The organism is Pseudomonas sp. PIC25 (assembly GCF_002286785.1).
Lineage (GTDB): Bacteria > Pseudomonadota > Gammaproteobacteria > Pseudomonadales > Pseudomonadaceae > Pseudomonas_M.
This window is the reverse complement of record NZ_MUJY01000181.1, coordinates 61,106-75,995: the sequence shown is the minus strand read 5'-3', so window position 1 is coordinate 75,995 and position 14,890 is coordinate 61,106. Positions and strand designations below refer to the sequence as shown.

The 14,890-nt window shown below is 63.4% G+C and carries 15 protein-coding genes; 5 read left to right on the top strand and 10 right to left on the bottom strand.

The window, feature by feature from the left end; genetic code table 11:
• Positions 1-135 precede the first annotated feature (135 nt).
• A complete protein-coding gene (locus BZL41_RS24135) occupies positions 136-1,569 on the bottom strand; it encodes a M48 family metalloprotease (protein WP_095601606.1) in 1,434 nt (477 codons plus the stop codon).
• Positions 1,570-1,673: 104 nt separating this feature from the next.
• On the opposite strand from BZL41_RS24135, the gene BZL41_RS24130 reads away from it, so the two are divergent.
• The gene (locus BZL41_RS24130) at positions 1,674-1,925 is read left to right on the top strand and encodes a sulfurtransferase TusA family protein (RefSeq protein ID WP_095601605.1); all 252 of its coding nucleotides are present in this window, start codon (positions 1,674-1,676) and stop codon (positions 1,923-1,925) included.
• A 39-nt stretch (positions 1,926-1,964) separates the two neighbouring features.
• Positions 1,965-3,035 (top strand): AI-2E family transporter, encoded by a 1,071-nt coding sequence (locus BZL41_RS24125; RefSeq protein WP_095601604.1) that lies wholly within the window; start codon positions 1,965-1,967, stop codon positions 3,033-3,035.
• Between the two features lie 48 nt (positions 3,036-3,083).
• Here BZL41_RS24125 and pyk read toward each other — a convergent pair whose 3' ends face one another.
• The 3 genes from pyk to BZL41_RS24110 all read right to left on the bottom strand — a co-directional run bounded on the left by pyk (position 3,084) and on the right by BZL41_RS24110 (position 6,474).
• Positions 3,084-4,535 (bottom strand): pyruvate kinase, encoded by a 1,452-nt coding sequence (pyk, locus tag BZL41_RS24120; protein ID WP_095601603.1) that lies wholly within the window; start codon positions 4,533-4,535, stop codon positions 3,084-3,086.
• A gap of 55 nt (positions 4,536-4,590) precedes the next feature.
• A complete protein-coding gene (locus tag BZL41_RS24115) occupies positions 4,591-5,517 on the bottom strand; it encodes a universal stress protein (RefSeq protein WP_095601602.1) in 927 nt (308 codons plus the stop codon).
• Positions 5,518-5,670: 153 nt separating this feature from the next.
• Complete coding sequence (locus BZL41_RS24110) at positions 5,671-6,474, bottom strand: tetratricopeptide repeat protein (protein ID WP_095601601.1); 804 nt, start codon at positions 6,472-6,474, stop codon at positions 5,671-5,673.
• Between the two features lie 154 nt (positions 6,475-6,628).
• On the opposite strand from BZL41_RS24110, the gene BZL41_RS24105 reads away from it, so the two are divergent.
• The 3 genes from BZL41_RS24105 to BZL41_RS24095 all read left to right on the top strand — a co-directional run bounded on the left by BZL41_RS24105 (position 6,629) and on the right by BZL41_RS24095 (position 7,937).
• Positions 6,629-7,015, top strand: coding sequence for a tol-pal system YbgF family protein (locus BZL41_RS24105; RefSeq protein ID WP_095601600.1), 387 nt, complete (start codon positions 6,629-6,631; stop codon positions 7,013-7,015).
• A 77-nt stretch (positions 7,016-7,092) separates the two neighbouring features.
• On the top strand, positions 7,093-7,515 hold the full coding sequence (locus BZL41_RS24100; protein WP_095601599.1) for a DUF4124 domain-containing protein: 423 nt from the start codon (positions 7,093-7,095) through the stop codon (positions 7,513-7,515).
• Between the two features lie 62 nt (positions 7,516-7,577).
• Positions 7,578-7,937, top strand: coding sequence for a PilZ domain-containing protein (locus BZL41_RS24095; RefSeq protein WP_084334591.1), 360 nt, complete (start codon positions 7,578-7,580; stop codon positions 7,935-7,937).
• A gap of 46 nt (positions 7,938-7,983) precedes the next feature.
• On the opposite strand, the gene BZL41_RS24090 is transcribed toward BZL41_RS24095, so the two are convergent.
• From BZL41_RS24090 to BZL41_RS24065, 6 genes are read right to left on the bottom strand one after another with little or no spacing between them, the layout of a single operon-like run.
• On the bottom strand, positions 7,984-9,315 hold the full coding sequence (locus BZL41_RS24090) for a DUF58 domain-containing protein (protein WP_095601598.1): 1,332 nt from the start codon (positions 9,313-9,315) through the stop codon (positions 7,984-7,986).
• Positions 9,316-9,355: 40 nt separating this feature from the next.
• Entirely contained in the window at positions 9,356-10,381 is a 1,026-nt protein-coding gene (locus BZL41_RS24085; RefSeq protein ID WP_095601597.1) for a MoxR family ATPase, read from the bottom strand.
• Complete coding sequence (locus BZL41_RS24080; RefSeq protein WP_095601596.1) at positions 10,378-11,598, bottom strand: DUF4350 domain-containing protein; 1,221 nt, start codon at positions 11,596-11,598, stop codon at positions 10,378-10,380. Before BZL41_RS24080 ends, BZL41_RS24085 begins: the two co-directional genes overlap by 4 nt.
• Positions 11,595-13,175, bottom strand: coding sequence for a DUF4129 domain-containing protein (locus BZL41_RS24075; RefSeq protein ID WP_095601608.1), 1,581 nt, complete (start codon positions 13,173-13,175; stop codon positions 11,595-11,597). The genes BZL41_RS24080 and BZL41_RS24075 overlap by 4 nt, the downstream gene beginning before the upstream one ends.
• Entirely contained in the window at positions 13,162-14,139 is a 978-nt protein-coding gene (locus BZL41_RS24070; RefSeq protein ID WP_084335018.1) for a stage II sporulation protein M, read from the bottom strand. Before BZL41_RS24070 ends, BZL41_RS24075 begins: the two co-directional genes overlap by 14 nt.
• A complete protein-coding gene (locus tag BZL41_RS24065; protein WP_095601595.1) occupies positions 14,136-14,864 on the bottom strand; it encodes an RDD family protein in 729 nt (242 codons plus the stop codon). The genes BZL41_RS24070 and BZL41_RS24065 overlap by 4 nt, the downstream gene beginning before the upstream one ends.
• Positions 14,865-14,890 lie beyond the last annotated feature (26 nt).

The following is a 14,890-nucleotide window of genomic DNA, read 5'->3' as shown; positions in this document are numbered from 1 at the left end:
TGTTGGAGAGACATAAAAAATCCGATGCCAGAGACCTGGCATCGGATTTTCGGGGAAGCCCCGCCGGGGCTCAAATGCTTAAGTGAACAGCATTACGGCCATGAGAGCCGGGCTTTTTGTTGGTGAGCAGAGTGATCAGCGCAGCATGTCCTTCACCATCTTCTGTTCCTCCATCAGCTCCTTCTGCCGGGCATCGATACGCGAGGCGAGTTGGAAATTGCCATTGCTCCGGCGTTTGGCGAAGTCGAGCTGTTCGATAGCCTGATCGTAGTCGCCGACCAAAGCGAAGAACTCCGCCCGGGCCTGATGCAGGCCGACGATGTTGCCGGACAGTCCCCGGGTTTCGGCAACCAGATACCAGATGTCTGGATCGTGCGGTCGATTCTTCAGGAGTTCATCCAGGGCCTTCTCCGCTTTTTGCGGTTGATTTTGCTTGAGCAGCAGATCGATCCGCGCCTGTTTCAGCGGATAGTTGCCCGGGAAGAGCCCGAGCAGGTGATCCACGCGCTTCTGGGCGTCGGCCAGGCGATTGGCAGTGATGTCCAGGTCGACCATCGCCAGATTGTAGACGATGTCTTCCGGGGCCTTCTGCAGAAGCGCGTCGAGGTTGACGCGCGCTTCGTTGAGTTGTCCGGCCTTGGTCTGGGCAATCGCCAGGCCGTAGCGGGCGGCATCCAGCTTGGGATTCTCGTCGAGCATGGTGCGGAAGCGCTTGGCGGCCATGCCCGGCGTTTCTTCGTAGCTCAGTTGCACGCGGGCGCGCATCAACTGGTAGCGCAGGCTGTCTTCGGCGCCGCCGGCCTGGTATTGCTCGGCGCGGTTGCGAGTGTCGGCGATACGCGATTCGGTCACCGGGTGGGTCAGCAAGAACTCCGGTGGCTTTCGGTCGTAGCGGTACTGGCGCATCAACCGCTCGAACATGCTCGGCATGGCCCGGGGGTCGTAGCCAGCCTTTTCCAGGTTGAGAATGCCGATGCGGTCGGCCTCCTGTTCGTTCTGCCGGGAAAACCGCCGCTGCTCCTGAATGGCCGCGGCCTGGGTCGAGGCAATGGCGGCGATCCCCGCATCGCCGGCACCGGCCGCTGCGGCCACGATTCCCGCCAGCATGGCGGCCATCATCGGAACCTGCATGCGCTTCTGCGCTTCCAGGTTACGGGCGAAATGCCGTTGCGACAGGTGTGCCAGCTCGTGGGCGAGGACCGATGCGTATTCGGCTTCGGTTTGGGCATAGAGGAACAGGCCGCCGTTGACGCCGATGATCCCGCCGGGTGCGGCGAAGGCGTTCAACTGGGGGCTGTTGAGCAGGACGAACTCCAAGCGGCGGTCCTGCAGCTGGCTGGTTTCGGCCAGGCGGTAGACGCTGGTTTCGACGAAATCCTTGAGTTGAGGGTCGGACAGTTGATCGACCTGCCCGCGCAGAAGGCTTAGCCAGGCCCGGCCGAGCTGATGTTCCTGCTCCGGCGAGACGATGGCCGAACTGGCATCGCCGAGCGACGGCAGGTCGCTGGCGGGGGCGGGCAGAGCAAGCAGGCAGGCGAGCGACAGCAGAGTGGGGCGCAAAAAATTCATGCACAGGGCTCGTAACGGCAAAGCTGCTACTTTAGCCGGGCCTTTGGTCAACTGGCCAGGGCCGCGCCGCCTTCGGTATCCTAGCCACTTGCCTGGAGATGACTATGAACGACGCTGTAGAGCGGGCCGTCGCCTGCGATGCCGAGCTGGATGCCAGCGGGCTGAATTGTCCGCTGCCCCTACTCAAGGCCAAGCTGGAACTCAATCGCCTGCCGAGCGGGGCGGTGCTAAAGGTGACGGCGACCGATGCCGGCTCGCAGCGCGACTTCCGTGCTTTCGCCAAACTGGCCGGGCATGAACTGTTGCGTGAGGAAGTCGAAGGCGAGGTCTATCGCTACTGGTTGCGCAAGGCCTGATTCATTCCCCCGATTGCCGTTCCCGTCCAAGGAATTCTGATGGTCAAGGTGCTCCGTGATTGGGTGCAGCGCTACTTCTCCGATGAGGAAGCGGTGGTGCTGGCCGTATTGTTGGTTCTCGGCTTTGCCGCCGTGCTGACGCTGGGCGACATGCTGGCGCCGGTATTGGCCGGTCTGGTGCTGGCGTTCCTGATGCAGGGGTTGGTGAATGCGCTGGAGCGCCTGCATCTGCCGCAGATCGCTGCGGTCTGGCTGGTGTTTGCATTATTCATCGGCGTGCTGGCGCTGTTCATGCTGGTGCTCGTGCCGCTGCTCTGGCAGCAATTGATCACGCTGTTCAATGAGTTGCCGCGCATGCTCGGTGAATGGCAGTCGCTCCTGTTGCTGTTGCCGGAGCGTTATCCGCATCTGGTCACGACCGAACAGGTACTGCAGGCCATCGAGGCAGCGCGTGGCGAGATCGGTAAGTTCGGCCAATGGTTGCTGACGTTTTCCCTGTCGAGTCTGCCGATACTGATCAACATCATGATCTATCTCGTCCTGGTACCGATCCTGGTGTTCTTCTTCCTCAAGGACCGTGCACTGATCGCCCATTGGTTCAGCGGCTATCTGCCACGCGATCGAGCCCTGATGACTCAGGTTGCCCAAGAGATGAACCAGCAGATCGCCAACTACATCCGCGGCAAAGTCATTGAGATCATCATCTGCGGTGTGGTGACCTATATCGCCTTTGCTGCCCTCGGCCTGAACTACGCTGCGTTGCTGGCGCTGCTGGTAGGGTTCTCGGTGATTGTGCCCTATATCGGCGCGGTGGTGGTCACCGTGCCGGTTGCGCTCATTGGCTTGTTCCAGTGGGGCTGGGGCGATCAGTTCATCTATCTGATGGTGGTCTATGGCGTGATTCAGGCACTGGATGGCAACGTGTTGGTTCCGTTGCTGTTCTCCGAGGCGGTGAACCTGCATCCAGTAGCGATCATTTGTGCCGTCTTGTTGTTTGGCGGGCTGTGGGGATTCTGGGGAGTGTTTTTTGCCATTCCGCTGGCCACCTTGTTCAAGGCGGTTCTGGATGCCTGGCCGCGGTCGTCGCCGCCTCCGCAGACCACCGCTTGAGAAATAAAAAAGAAGGCCGCGAATGCGGCCTTCTTTATTTGGGGGCGCTCAGACGAGCGGGTCGCCGACATGCAGAATCTTCATGGTGTTGGTGCCGCCGGTACCGTGGTAACGGTCGCCCTTGGTCAGCACCACCCAGTCCCCCGGTTCTACCACGCCACGCTTGAGCAGTTCGTCGACCGCCGCCTGGCTGACCTTGTCGGCCGGTAGCGAGGCCGGGTCGAAGGGAACGGTGTAGACGCCACGGAACAGGGCCACCCGGGCTTGGGCCTCCCGGTGCGGGGTGAATGCAAAGATCGGTACGGCAGAACGGATACGCGACATGATCAGCGGGCTGTAGCCGCTTTCCGTCAGGCTGATGATGGCCTTCACGCCGGGGAAGTGATTGGCGGTGTACATCGCCGCCAGAGCCACGCTTTCGTCGCAGCGCTGGAAACGCTGGCCCAGGCGATGGCTGGACTTCTGGCTGGTGGGGTGTTTCTCCGCGCCGACGCAGACGCGCGCCATGGCTTTCACTGCCTCCACCGGATAGGCGCCGGCGGCGCTTTCGGCGGAGAGCATCACCGCATCCGTGTAGTCCAGCGCAGCGTTGGCTACGTCGGAGACCTCGGCGCGAGTGGGCATGGGGTTGGTGATCATCGACTCCATCATCTGGGTAGCGGTGATCACGGCCTTGTTGTTGCGGCGGGCATGCAGAATGATCTTTTTCTGGATGCCGACCAGTTCGGCGTCGCCGATTTCCACGCCGAGGTCACCGCGGGCCACCATCACAGCGTCGCTGGCGCGGATCAGCCCGTCGAGGGTTTCGTCGTCGGCCACTGCCTCGGCGCGTTCGATCTTCGCCACCAGCCAGGCGGTGCCGCCGGCCTCGTCGCGCAGACGACGGGCGAGCTCCATGTCGGCCGCATCGCGGGGGAAGGACACGGCGAGGTAATCCAGATCCATTTCCGCAGCCAGCTTGATATCGGCCTTGTCCTTGGGCGTCAGCGCCGGAGCGGTCAGGCCGCCACCGCGACGGTTGATACCCTTGTGATCGGACAGCGGACCGCCGATCAGCACGGTGCAGATCAGCTCATCCGCTGTCTTGTCATCGACGCGCATCACTACGCGGCCATCGTCCAGCAGCAGCTCATCGCCGACGCCGCAGTCGTTGATCAGATCGGGGTAGTCGATACCCACCACGTCCTGGGTACCGGCATCGCGCGGATGAGTGACGGAGAAGCGGAAGCGATCGCCCTCGGCCAGCTCGATGCGTTTGTTGGCGAACTTGGCGATGCGGATCTTCGGCCCTTGCAGGTCACCGAGCAGCGCTACGAAGCGACCGTGCTTGGCGGCCAGTTCGCGCACCAGGCGGGCGCGCGCCTTGTGTTCGTCCGGAGTGCCGTGGGAGAAGTTCAGGCGGGCGACATCGATGCCGGCGAGAATCAGTTTTTCCAGCACTTCCGGGGAGTTGCTGGCAGGGCCTAGAGTGGCGACGATCTTGGTACGGCGCAGGGTCATGCAAGGGCTCCTTAATTGACGCAGACCCGGAGGCTACTACGCCGGAACCCTGTAGTCATTGTTCCTCTGCACTACCTTCGCTTTCGGCTCTAAGCACCAGCAGATCGCACTCCACGGCCTCCAAAACCCGTTCGGCGGTGTTCCCGATCAAGGCGGTATCCAGGCTGCCGCGAGCGACCGCTCCCATCATCAGCAGGTCGATCTCCTGCTCGCGAACGAAGCGTGGAATCACCTCTTCGGCAAAGCCTTCCAGCAGGTGCGTATTGGGCAAAGGGATGGGGTACTGGCTGAGGAGTTGTTCGAACGCTTCGCGATGCTGGGTGGCGCAGCGCTCGACATAGTGTTCGTAGTCGGCGACCAGTTCGGCGTCGAAGACCAGGGTCCGTGGCAGCGGGGCGTAGCTGTGCAGGTAGTGCGCCTCGAGATCGAGTTGTTCGCCGAGTTCGCGGGCGGCGGCGATCAGCCGGTGGTCGAGGTTGGCCGGCTTGTCGGCGCTGTGCAGCGGATCGAGGGCGGCGCACAGGCGACGTCCCTGCCATTCGCCATGGTGCACGAGCCAGAGCGGCGATGAACTGTGGCGAATCAGTTGCCAGCAGGTGTTGGTCAGGAACAGGCGTTTGAACAAACCTTGGTTGCGGGCGGACTTGAAGACCAGATCGGGCTTCAATTCGGCAATTCGCGTCAGGATCATGCGGTGCAGCGGTTTGCCCCAGCGGACTTCCAGCGCGACGTCGATACCCGCGCTGCGTAGCGGCGCGGCCAGTTGCTCCAACCATTGGCGGCGATGTTCGAGGAAGGAGGTGCGGTTTTTCTCCAGCGACGAACCGTCGAACCACAGGCCGCTGTCCAGGGCGGTGTTGAATTCGCAGAGCAACAGCTCCATGGAGGCGCCGCTTTCACGGGCCAGCATCGTGGCGCGCTCCAGTGCCGGCTGGGCGTCCTGGGAGGGGTCGATGACGACCAGCAACTGGCGTAGTTTCATCGCGGCATTCCTCGGCTGTGGGTCGCTGGCATTGCACCTCAGTTACCCGGCGCACTGCTTGATCTGAATCACGCCGGGCTGTGTTCAATAAAGCCCTTTTGAGGCCGCTGCTCAAGCCAAAGAGGGCGGGGGGCGACAAACGCTGCGCAGGCGTCAGGGCGCGGTCTGGTTCAACGCCTGATCCAGATGGCGGGAGGCCTTGCCGGCCAGGTTGCTGTCGGGGAACTGCACCAGGAGTCGTCGAAAGTAGGCAATCGCCTTGTCGCGGCTGGCCTTGGGATTGTCCGGCGCCTGATGCATCAGCCCCAACTGGTACAGCGCCCGCTCCTTGATGTCGCGCGGTACGCCGGGGTCGCCCAGGGCCAGCAAATAAAGCTCCTCGGCCTCGGCGACCCTATCCTTGAGAACGGCACGACGGGAGAGCAGGGTCATGTCCGGGTCCAGGCTGGGTTTGTTGAGGTCCAGGTTCTGTTGTGGCTGCCAGTGCGCGAGCAATTCGCGGGACGTCTTTTGCACCGGTTCTTCGGCGCGCTTGCGGATGACCAGAATGCGGGCTTCGGCACGCTCCGCCGCCCGAGTGCTCGGGAATTCGTCCAGCACGCGATGCAGGTAGGTCAGCGCCTTGTTGTCGTCCCGCTCGTCGTTGTAGCGGTTCATGTAGATCAGGCCGATCTGGTAGAGGGCGATGGCCCTGACTTCGGGGCTGAGTTTTTCGTCGTGGTAACCACCGAGGTAAAGCGACTCCGCTTGTGCGCTCTTGGCGTCGCGGATGGCCATGGCGCTGTAGGTGAACAGATCGCCTTCCTCCTCGACGGCAGCCGTCATGCGGTTGGTTTTCAGATTCTTGTACTCGACCACTTCCTGGGTGGTGATCTGGGCGATGAACAACGGCGTGGTAGGCGAACAGCCGGCGAGCAGGGCGAGGACGACGAGGAGGCTGAGTCGGGCTGGATGCATGGATGTTTCCCAGGCCTGGAGAGGTGCTGGCAGTCTAGCAGCGTGCCCGGCACACCAGGGCACGCTGCCAGCACGACCCAACGGAGGTTATGCTTCGGCATCTCCATTGAAGAAATCCCGAGCGCCGTCGATACCCTTGACGGAGGAATTGTCCATGCGAACCCTGATCATTCTGGCCTTGCTGGCGTCCAGCGCCGGTTGCACCCGCTGGTCCCTGGATCACCACCTGAACAATGCGTATCGCTATTACGAAGATGGCGATTGCGAGCGCGTGATGCTGGAGCTGTCCCAGGCCGAACGCCGCAGCCGCTCGCGCAGCTACCTGCAGCCGGAAATCTCGCTGCTGCGCGGACAGTGTCTCGAGCGGCAGAAGCTGTTCGTCGACGCCGCTCAGACCTACCAGTTCATCATCGCCCGCTATCCAGCCAGCGAATACGCCTACCGCGCCCGCGCGCGACTGGAGACATTGCGGCAGCTCGGCCATTATCATGCGGACGAACCGGCCAAGGCGGTACCTGCGGCTTCCGCGCCGCGTTCCTGATGGCGACCGCCGGTCGACCCGCGACGGGCGACGGCATCCGGTCCGCACTAAGCTGAGATTGCCCATGGAGGATAGGCATGCGTCACCTACTGTTCTGCGTTCTGTTGCTGCCGGGGGTGGCGGCTGCGGAGATTTATCGGTGGACCGATGCGCAGGGGCGCGTGCATTTCGGTGAGCGTCCGCCGGCCGGTGCCGAGCAGATCGAAGTCAAGCCGCAAGTGGTCGAGCGCGACGATGCGACGCGCGAGCGCGAGACACGTGCTGCGAAGGTTTTCGATGCGCGCCGGCAGGAGCAGGCCCAGGCCGCGTCCGAAGCGGCCCAGCAGCGTGCCCGGCGCGACACGGAGTGTCGGCGGTTGCGCAGCGACCTGGCACAGATTGAGCGAGGTGGGCGCTACTTCACTGAAACCGCACAAGGTGAAAGGGTTTACTACAGCGACGACGAGATCGCTACCGCTCGTCGTCGTCTTCAGGCCCAGATAACAGAACGTTGCGGTTAATGCTGGCCTTTCCCGTGGTAGTGCGGCCATACTCAACTGGCCAACAATAGCGATCTGCCACTATGCGCACTCAACGACGAATCGAGCGCCATCAGTTGCCTTACTACCTGAAGGTGTTCAACCGCATCACCGATAAACCGATGGGCTACATCGGGAATGTTTCGATTGACGGCATGATGCTGATCAGTCAGTTGCCCATGCTCGTAGGCGCGCGTTTCGACATGCGCCTGAAGATTCCAGGGCAGGATGGGCAGGTTCACCACATCGACTTCTTCGCCACGTGCCAGTGGAGCCGCGAAGACGTCAATCCCGGGCATTACGACTCAGGTTTTTCCCTGGTGGTTCCGCCACCGGAATATGTCGAACTGGTCGAAGCCCTGCGTTACTACTTCACCTTTCGTCCGCTAGCCGCTTCGGCCTGAGCAAGAAAAAGCCGGACTTGTCCGGCTTCGTCTTCGCAAGAGGGCGCTACAGAACGCCAGCCTTTTTCCAGGCCAGGTAACGGCTGACCAGCTCGGGACCGAGCTGGCTCGGCCGTGCATCCAAAACCGGCATGCCATGTGCCGTGAGGCTCTCGTGCAGGCTGGCGCGGGCGTTCAGGTAGTCCACGGCGCCGCAGTAGTCCAAGGCCTGCTCATAGTGTTGCACCGGTGTCTGGCGCAGGCTGTCGAGCACTTCCTCGCGCAGGCTGGCGATCAGTACGCGGTGTTGGCGGCCGAGCCGCTTGACCGCGTTGAGCAGCTCTTCGTCATCCTCGTCCCGCAGGTTGGTCACCAGCACGACCAGAGCCCGCCGCCGCTGTCGGGCGAGCAGTTTGTCGACGGCCGCGGAGAAGTCCGCCGGAAGGCGGGTGCTCTGCAGATCATAGACGGCATTCAACAAGACATTCAGCTGGGCCGGGCCTTTCACCGGGGCCAGGTAGCGGTCCTGAACGCCGGCGAAGGTGGCCAGTCCCACGGCGTCGCCCTGGCGGAGGGCCACATAGCTCAGCAGCAGGCAGGCATTGAGCGCATGGTCGAAATGCGCCAGTTCGCCGTCCTGGCTGCGCATGCGCCGGCCGCAGTCGATCAGGAAGACGATCTGCTGGTCGCGTTCGTCCTGGTATTCCCGGGCGATCGGCATGCGTTTCCGCGCCGTAGCCTTCCAGTCGATCTGCCGCAGGCTGTCGCCATCGCGGAATTCGCGTAACTGATGGAATTCCAGGCCTAGGCCGCGGCGTGGCCGCTGACGGACACCGAGCTGGCTCAGCCAGTCGTCCACGGCCATCAGCTGGGCGCCATAGAGGCGGGCGAAGTCCGGATAGACGCGGGTCTCGCCGGGTAGCGCCAGGTAGCGGCGGCCATGCCAGAGACGCAAAGGGCTGGGAAGCAGCAGCTCGCAGCGGGGAAAGTGGAAATGACCACGTGCCAAGGGGCGGACACGATAGCCGAAGTCGGTCCGTTCGCCGGGGCGTAGCTCGACGCGTTGCGGCAGGTATTCGAGGGCCATGCCGTCGGGGACGTGATCGAACACTTCGACGACGATGGGCTGCGAAAAATCATGATGCAGGCTCAGCCGTACTTCACTCCAGCGACCCAGAGGCAGGTTGCCGGGCAGCAGGCGTTCAGCCCGGGGAATGGGCAACCGGCGTAGCCAGAGCGCATCGGCGGTGCCCGCCAACAGCAGCGCGCAGAGCGCACCCCACCAGATCAGGGCCAGTGTCTGCGGCAGCTTGATGGCCAGGGCGTGCAGCGTGCCGAGCAGAATGGCGAGTGCCAGCAGCACACCGAGCAGCACCAGCAATGTGCGTGATGGCTTCATGTCGGTTCGATTCGCCCTGAAATGCCTGACAAGGAGCGGCTCATAGACGTGGTGCCGGTACCTGATCGAGAAGCTGCTGCAGGACTTGATCCACCGAGAGGCCCTCGATATCCAGCTCCGGTGCCAGCCGTACGCGATGGCGCAGCACGGCCAGGGCGCAACCCTTGATATCGTCCGGGATCACGAACTCGCCGCCGCGCAGCAGGGCGCGGGCGCGTCCGCCGCGAACCAGGGCAATGGAGGCCCGTGGCCCGGCGCCCATGGCCAGGCCCGGCCAACTGCGGGTCGCCCGGGTCAAGCGCACGGCGTAGTCCAGCACTTGTTCGTCGAGGGGCAGGTCGCTGGCGATCTTCTGCAAGGCCAGGACATCCTTGGCCTGCAACAAGGTACGCAAAGGCGTCACTTCCAGCATGTCAGCCTTGGCCGAGCGAGTGACCTGGCGAACCAGGGCGAGCTCTTCGCTGGCTTCCGGGTAATCCATGCGCAGTTTGAGCATGAAACGGTCGAGCTCGGCTTCGGGCAGTGGGTAAGTACCTTCCTGCTCGATCGGGTTCTGCGTGGCCAGTACCAGGAACGGTTGCGGTACCGACAGGGCGCGGCCCTCGAGGGTCACCTGACGTTCCTGCATGACTTCGAGCAGGGCCGCCTGGGTCTTGGCCGGCGCGCGGTTGATCTCGTCGGCCAGCAGCAGGTTGGTGAACACCGGCCCCTTGCGCAGCTTGAACTGTTCGCTCTGCAGGTCGTAGACGGCATGGCCGGTGACATCGCTGGGCATCAGGTCCGGGGTGAACTGGATGCGGGCGAACTCGCCTCCGAAGCAGCGGGCCAAGGCGCGTACCAGCAACGTCTTGCCGAGTCCCGGTACGCCCTCGACCAGCACATGCCCGCTGGCGATTAGCGCCGTCAACACGTCGTCGATCACCGCCTGCTGGCCGATCACCGCCTTCTGCAATTCCTGGCGCAGGGCCTGGGCCAGTTGGCTGGCACGCTGACGCTGAGAGGCTGCATTGGGTGCGGCAGGGCTGGCAGGGGCGCTATTGGCTTGTTCGGGCGTTTGTTCGCTCATAGGGCATTCCTGAGATTTTGCAGGTGGGCGACCTGGCGGGTGAAATCGGCGGCGCTCAGCCGTTGGGCCGGTAGCGGTCGCATGGCTTGACTGATGGTGCTGGACGGCAGGCGGGTCAGGCGGCCCAGGACCTGCCACTGATCGGCCACGGCGAGCCGCTCGAAACCCGGGTGCCGACGTCGTGCGCGGCGCAGGACGTCCTGCTGCAAGCTTTGCAGCAGGCTTTGTTGACCGTTGCGGCGAAGCAGGAAATCGGCGCTGCCGCGCAGGTGTTCCTCCAGCTGCCGGCGCGAACGGCTGACCGGCGCGAGCAGGGGCCCCTGGCGCAGGCCTGCGGACCACAAGCCGAAGCCGATGAGCAGGGCCAGCGCCGTCAGCGCCTCCGGGAAATGGCGCAGCAGCAGGCTGAACAGATCGGTGCGGTCGGTACTGTAGACCAGCGTGACGTCGCTGTCCTGGGTCAGGTACCAGAGCAACCAGGCGTTGTCGTATTTGTCGATGTCGCGGGTCTGCCAGATCCAGCTGTCGGTCAGGACCGTGATCAGGCCATCCCCATGGTAGAGCTGCAGCATGTGCGTCGCATTGCCGCTGTTGGCCCAGGCATGGGCGCGGTTCTGCGAGTCGTAGAGATGGTAGTCGGTATCGAACGAGAGGTAGGCGGGTGCTTCCTCGTTTTCCAGATACAGCTTGGTCAGCTCCGGATAAGGTTCTTCGTCGGGCGCTTCGGCAGTCTCGGGCGTTTCGTCTCCGACGGCTGGAGACTCCGGCGTTTCGTTGCCTTCCTCCTCTTCGTCGAGGTCTTCGGCGAGGTACTGTTGGATACCCAGTTGATCGAGAAGCAGGTCGCCGCTCTTGCCGTCATCCTCGTCATAAAGCCGCTCGGCGACGAATAGCAGATGGCCGCCCTTGGCCGTCCACTGCAGCAGGCGTTCGGCCTGGCGGGGTGTCATGTTTTCGCGATCGCCGAGGAATAGCAGGGTCTGACCCTGGCTGGGCAGAGTTGCAAGCCCCTCCAGGCCGTCGGCGCGATTCACCCTGAGGTTCTGACGACGAAGAAAGTGCTCGGCCGCGAGATAGGGATTGGCTTTCACCTCGGGCGACGGACCGTGCTTGATGGTTTCCTCATAGGGCTCGGCTTTGCCAAGCAGATAGATGGCCAGCAAGCCCAGCAGGAACAAAAGGGCCGTGCCGAGAATGAAGGTCCCGCGCCGGCTCATGCCTTGACCTCCTGGCCGAACAACTGGCGCCAGCCGCCGCAGAGCCTGTCGCGCAGGGGCTGCTCGGGCAATCGATGGCCGTAGGCGAGATTCAACCACTGCGCGGTCAGGAGTTGGCTGTATGACTCCAGTTCGGGCTGCTCCAACTGCCCTACGAGCCTGAGCACTTCGCTTTCGGTATGAGAGGCCTTGAGGGGCAGGCGATGGGTATGCAGCAGTTGGCTGAGCAGCGCGCGGTACAAAAGACCCAGAGCCGCGCGCGGCTGTTCGGCCCAGAGTCGTTCGGCTTCGCTGGCGACGTCGTCCGGCAGGCTTTCGGGGGCGATTTCCAGGCCGAACAACTGGTTCGGTACCTGTCGTTCGAGGCGTACGGGCAGGCCGACACGCCCAGCAAAGGCCGCCAGCCAATCGCGATAGCGCCAGATTATCCAGGCGAGCAGGCTGATGACGGCTGTCCAGAGCAGGACTTCGAAAACCAGTGCCACGGTGTCGAGGCTCTTCCAGAATTCGGCCAGATTGAAGAGCCCTTTGAGCAGCTTCGCGAAGCCTTCGACGTCCTGCTTGGTCAGCTCCTCGGGTTTCTTTTCTTCGCCAAAACGCCAGCGGGTGACGGTTTCGCGGTTTTCGAAGGGCGGTTGGTCGAGCAGGGCATGGATGCTTTCCTGGGCGGCCTTGCTGGTCAACGGCTGGCGAAGCAGGCGGTCCGCTTCCGGTCCTTGTGGGTCCTTCGCCTCGGCTGCCGGTACCTGGTCGGGTGCCGCCCAGGCGGGCTCGGGGGGATGGACGAGCAGAACGCCGAAGGCCAGCAGCACGGCGTAGGCGATACCTGTCAAGCGCTGGCGCAAGCGGCGGAATACCAGTTCGATGTCCCAGGCCTCTAGCGCGGTGCGGCGATTCAGGTAGAGGGTGAAGCCGCAGGCGACGTAGACCGGTTCCCAAGCGATCAGCACCAGGGCGTAGATCAGGTTGGACAGGTGGTCCAGCCAGAGCCAGTCACCGGAGGCGGCCTCGACCAGTTTCTGCCAGTCCATGTCCACGACCAGCTGCTGGGGCAGCAGCATGTAGAGAAGGGCGATGAGGCCGAAACAGAGGGCGCCTTCCAAGTGCATGCCGACGACGGTCAGCCAGCTCGCGGCGCCGGCGTCGCGCTGGCCGAGCACCACCAAGCGTTGGCTGCGTGCCTGGCCGGACAGTCCTTCGAGCTGGAGCACCGGCAGATCGAAGCTGCGGGTCGGGCTGAAACGGCGCCAAGTGACACTGGCCAGCAGTTGCGGTTTCAACAGGCGGGGCAGGGCCTTGAGCGCTTCCTTGAGCGTCGGTGTGTCGCCGAACAATGCACGGGAAAGAATGTGCAGCGGCAGTCGCTCGTAGGCGGGCTTGAATAGCCAGAAGAGGAAGATCGCCCAGCCGGGATATCGCCACAGCGCAAGGCTGAGCAGGATGAAGATCGGCAGGGTGAACAGTGCCCAGCTGACCATGAGCAGGCCGACATGCCGGCGCGCCAGCAGGACGCCGAGGTCCAGCGCTTCCCAGGCACTACGGGGGCGAATGGCGACGCTGGCATCAGTCAGGCGCATGCTGGCGTCCGGCAAAGAGGAAATAACCGAGAACCAACAGCCACAGCCCGGTACCGACCAGGTACTTGATCAGGGGTGTGGTGTAGGTCATCGATGACCAATAGGCTTCGATGAAGGCGGCGATGAGCAGCAGCAGAATCACGCCGGCGACCAGTTGGATGCTCTTGCCGGCGGCAAGGCGCAAGGCTTCCCCGCGTGGCAGGCGTCCCGGAGCCAGCAGCGCCCAGCCGAGCTTGAGGCCGGCGGCCCCGGCCAGGGCGATGGCGGTCAGCTCGAAGGCGCCATGACCGATGACGAACGACCAGAACGTCTCGCCATAGCCGATTTCGCTCAGTCGTCCGGCTACCGCACCGATGGTCAGCCCGTTGAACAGCAGGAAGAAGACGCTGCCGAGGCAGAACAGCAGGCCGCTGGCGAACGTCTGAAAGGCGATGCCGATGTTGTTCATGATGTAGAAGCCGAACATCATCCAGTCGTCGCCGGAGTCCCGTTCGCCGAAGCGGCCGAGCCGGCGGGCATCGGGGTCGTACATGGATTCCATTTCGCTGACCTGGGCCGGGTCCACCAGGCTGTAGATCAGGTCCGGGAACAGATAGACCAGCACGCCCATGGCGATCAGGCTGCCGAAGAACAACAGGCTGGCGACGGTCACGCTGCGCCATTCGGCCCTGACGAGGCGTGGAAATCCGCCGAGCAGGAAACTGAGGATGCTGGCACCGAGATGGCTGCGGTGCCGGTAGAACTGCTGGTGGCCACGCATGGCCATCTGCTGCAAGTGATCGATGAGGTGGCTGCTGTAGCCCCTTGCCTGGGCCAGGGCGAGGTGCTGGCAGATACGTCGGTACTCGGCGGAAAAACCGAGACTGGTTTGGCCGTCGGCCTTGCCGCGTTCGAGCGCTTCCAACAGGCTGGCAAAGCGCTGCCAGTCGGCTTCGTACCTTTTTTCGAACAGGCTCTGCTTCATACCGGCCCCAGCAGACCGCGGGCGATGCCGTTGATCTGCGCTTCGGCCTGCTCGGCAGGCACATCCAACGGCTCGGCCAGGAGGCTGGCCAGCTCTGTGCGGCGAGCCGCGGAGAGACCGGCCTGGCGCTCGGCAAAACCGAGCATCGCACGTTGCTCGGCCAGGCTGAGCGGGAAGGGCGCACGCAGCGGCGAGGCTTCCGGTAATTCCGGGCGAGCCGGCATTTCTTCCCGGTAGACCACCAGGGTGCCGGCAGCCATGTCGCCGAGACGCTTGAAGGCGGGGTGGTTCAGGCAACTGAGGATACCCAGGGTGTACCCGAACGGCAGGATGTCCACGAAGCGCAGCAGATTGCGCGTCAGCGAAGCCGCCCAGCCGACCGGTGTCCCGTCGTCATGCACTACGCGCAGGCCGAGCAACTGCTTGCCTGGCGAGCGTCCCTGGTTGAGCACTTCGAACAGCACCATGTACCACCAGGTGACCAGGAACAGCAGGATGGTCCCGAGGCCCATGCCGAGTTGGCCGAGCAGGCCGAGCACCACGAACATGACCAGCAGAATGACGCCGCGGATACCTAGGTCAATGGTGAAGGCGAGGGCGCGTGGAACGAGGCTGGCGGGACGCAGGAGCAGATCGATGCCTTCCGGGGTTTCCACATGGAAACGGGTATCCAGGGGTTCGTCCCGCGCTGGGTATGGACTGGCGACGGAGGAGGTAAGGGACATCGGCTGACTGCGTCTGGGAAAGCCCG

Bases quoted from the DNA above. Each gene is read 5' to 3' on its own strand.
- pyk (WP_095601603.1), bottom strand. From the start codon at position 4,535: ATGACCCTGCGCCGTACCAAGATCGTCGCCACTCTAGGCCCTGCCAGC.
- BZL41_RS24130 (WP_095601605.1), top strand. From the start codon at position 1,674: ATGAACGACGCTGTAGAGCGGGCCGTCGCCTGCGATGCCGAGCTGGAT.
- BZL41_RS24110 (WP_095601601.1), bottom strand. From the start codon at position 6,474: ATGCATCCAGCCCGACTCAGCCTCCTCGTCGTCCTCGCCCTGCTCGCC.
- BZL41_RS24080 (WP_095601596.1), bottom strand. From the start codon at position 11,598: ATGAGCCGGCGCGGGACCTTCATTCTCGGCACGGCCCTTTTGTTCCTG.
- BZL41_RS24070 (WP_084335018.1), bottom strand. From the start codon at position 14,139: ATGAAGCAGAGCCTGTTCGAAAAAAGGTACGAAGCCGACTGGCAGCGC.
- BZL41_RS24100 (WP_095601599.1), top strand. From the start codon at position 7,093: ATGCGTCACCTACTGTTCTGCGTTCTGTTGCTGCCGGGGGTGGCGGCT.
- BZL41_RS24115 (WP_095601602.1), bottom strand. From the start codon at position 5,517: ATGAAACTACGCCAGTTGCTGGTCGTCATCGACCCCTCCCAGGACGCC.
- BZL41_RS24125 (WP_095601604.1), top strand. From the start codon at position 1,965: ATGGTCAAGGTGCTCCGTGATTGGGTGCAGCGCTACTTCTCCGATGAG.
- BZL41_RS24095 (WP_084334591.1), top strand. From the start codon at position 7,578: ATGCGCACTCAACGACGAATCGAGCGCCATCAGTTGCCTTACTACCTG.
- BZL41_RS24090 (WP_095601598.1), bottom strand. From the start codon at position 9,315: ATGAAGCCATCACGCACATTGCTGGTGCTGCTCGGTGTGCTGCTGGCA.
- BZL41_RS24065 (WP_095601595.1), bottom strand. From the start codon at position 14,864: ATGTCCCTTACCTCCTCCGTCGCCAGTCCATACCCAGCGCGGGACGAA.
- BZL41_RS24105 (WP_095601600.1), top strand. From the start codon at position 6,629: ATGCGAACCCTGATCATTCTGGCCTTGCTGGCGTCCAGCGCCGGTTGC.
- BZL41_RS24085 (WP_095601597.1), bottom strand. From the start codon at position 10,381: ATGAGCGAACAAACGCCCGAACAAGCCAATAGCGCCCCTGCCAGCCCT.
- BZL41_RS24075 (WP_095601608.1), bottom strand. From the start codon at position 13,175: ATGCGCCTGACTGATGCCAGCGTCGCCATTCGCCCCCGTAGTGCCTGG.
- BZL41_RS24135 (WP_095601606.1), bottom strand. From the start codon at position 1,569: ATGAATTTTTTGCGCCCCACTCTGCTGTCGCTCGCCTGCCTGCTTGCT.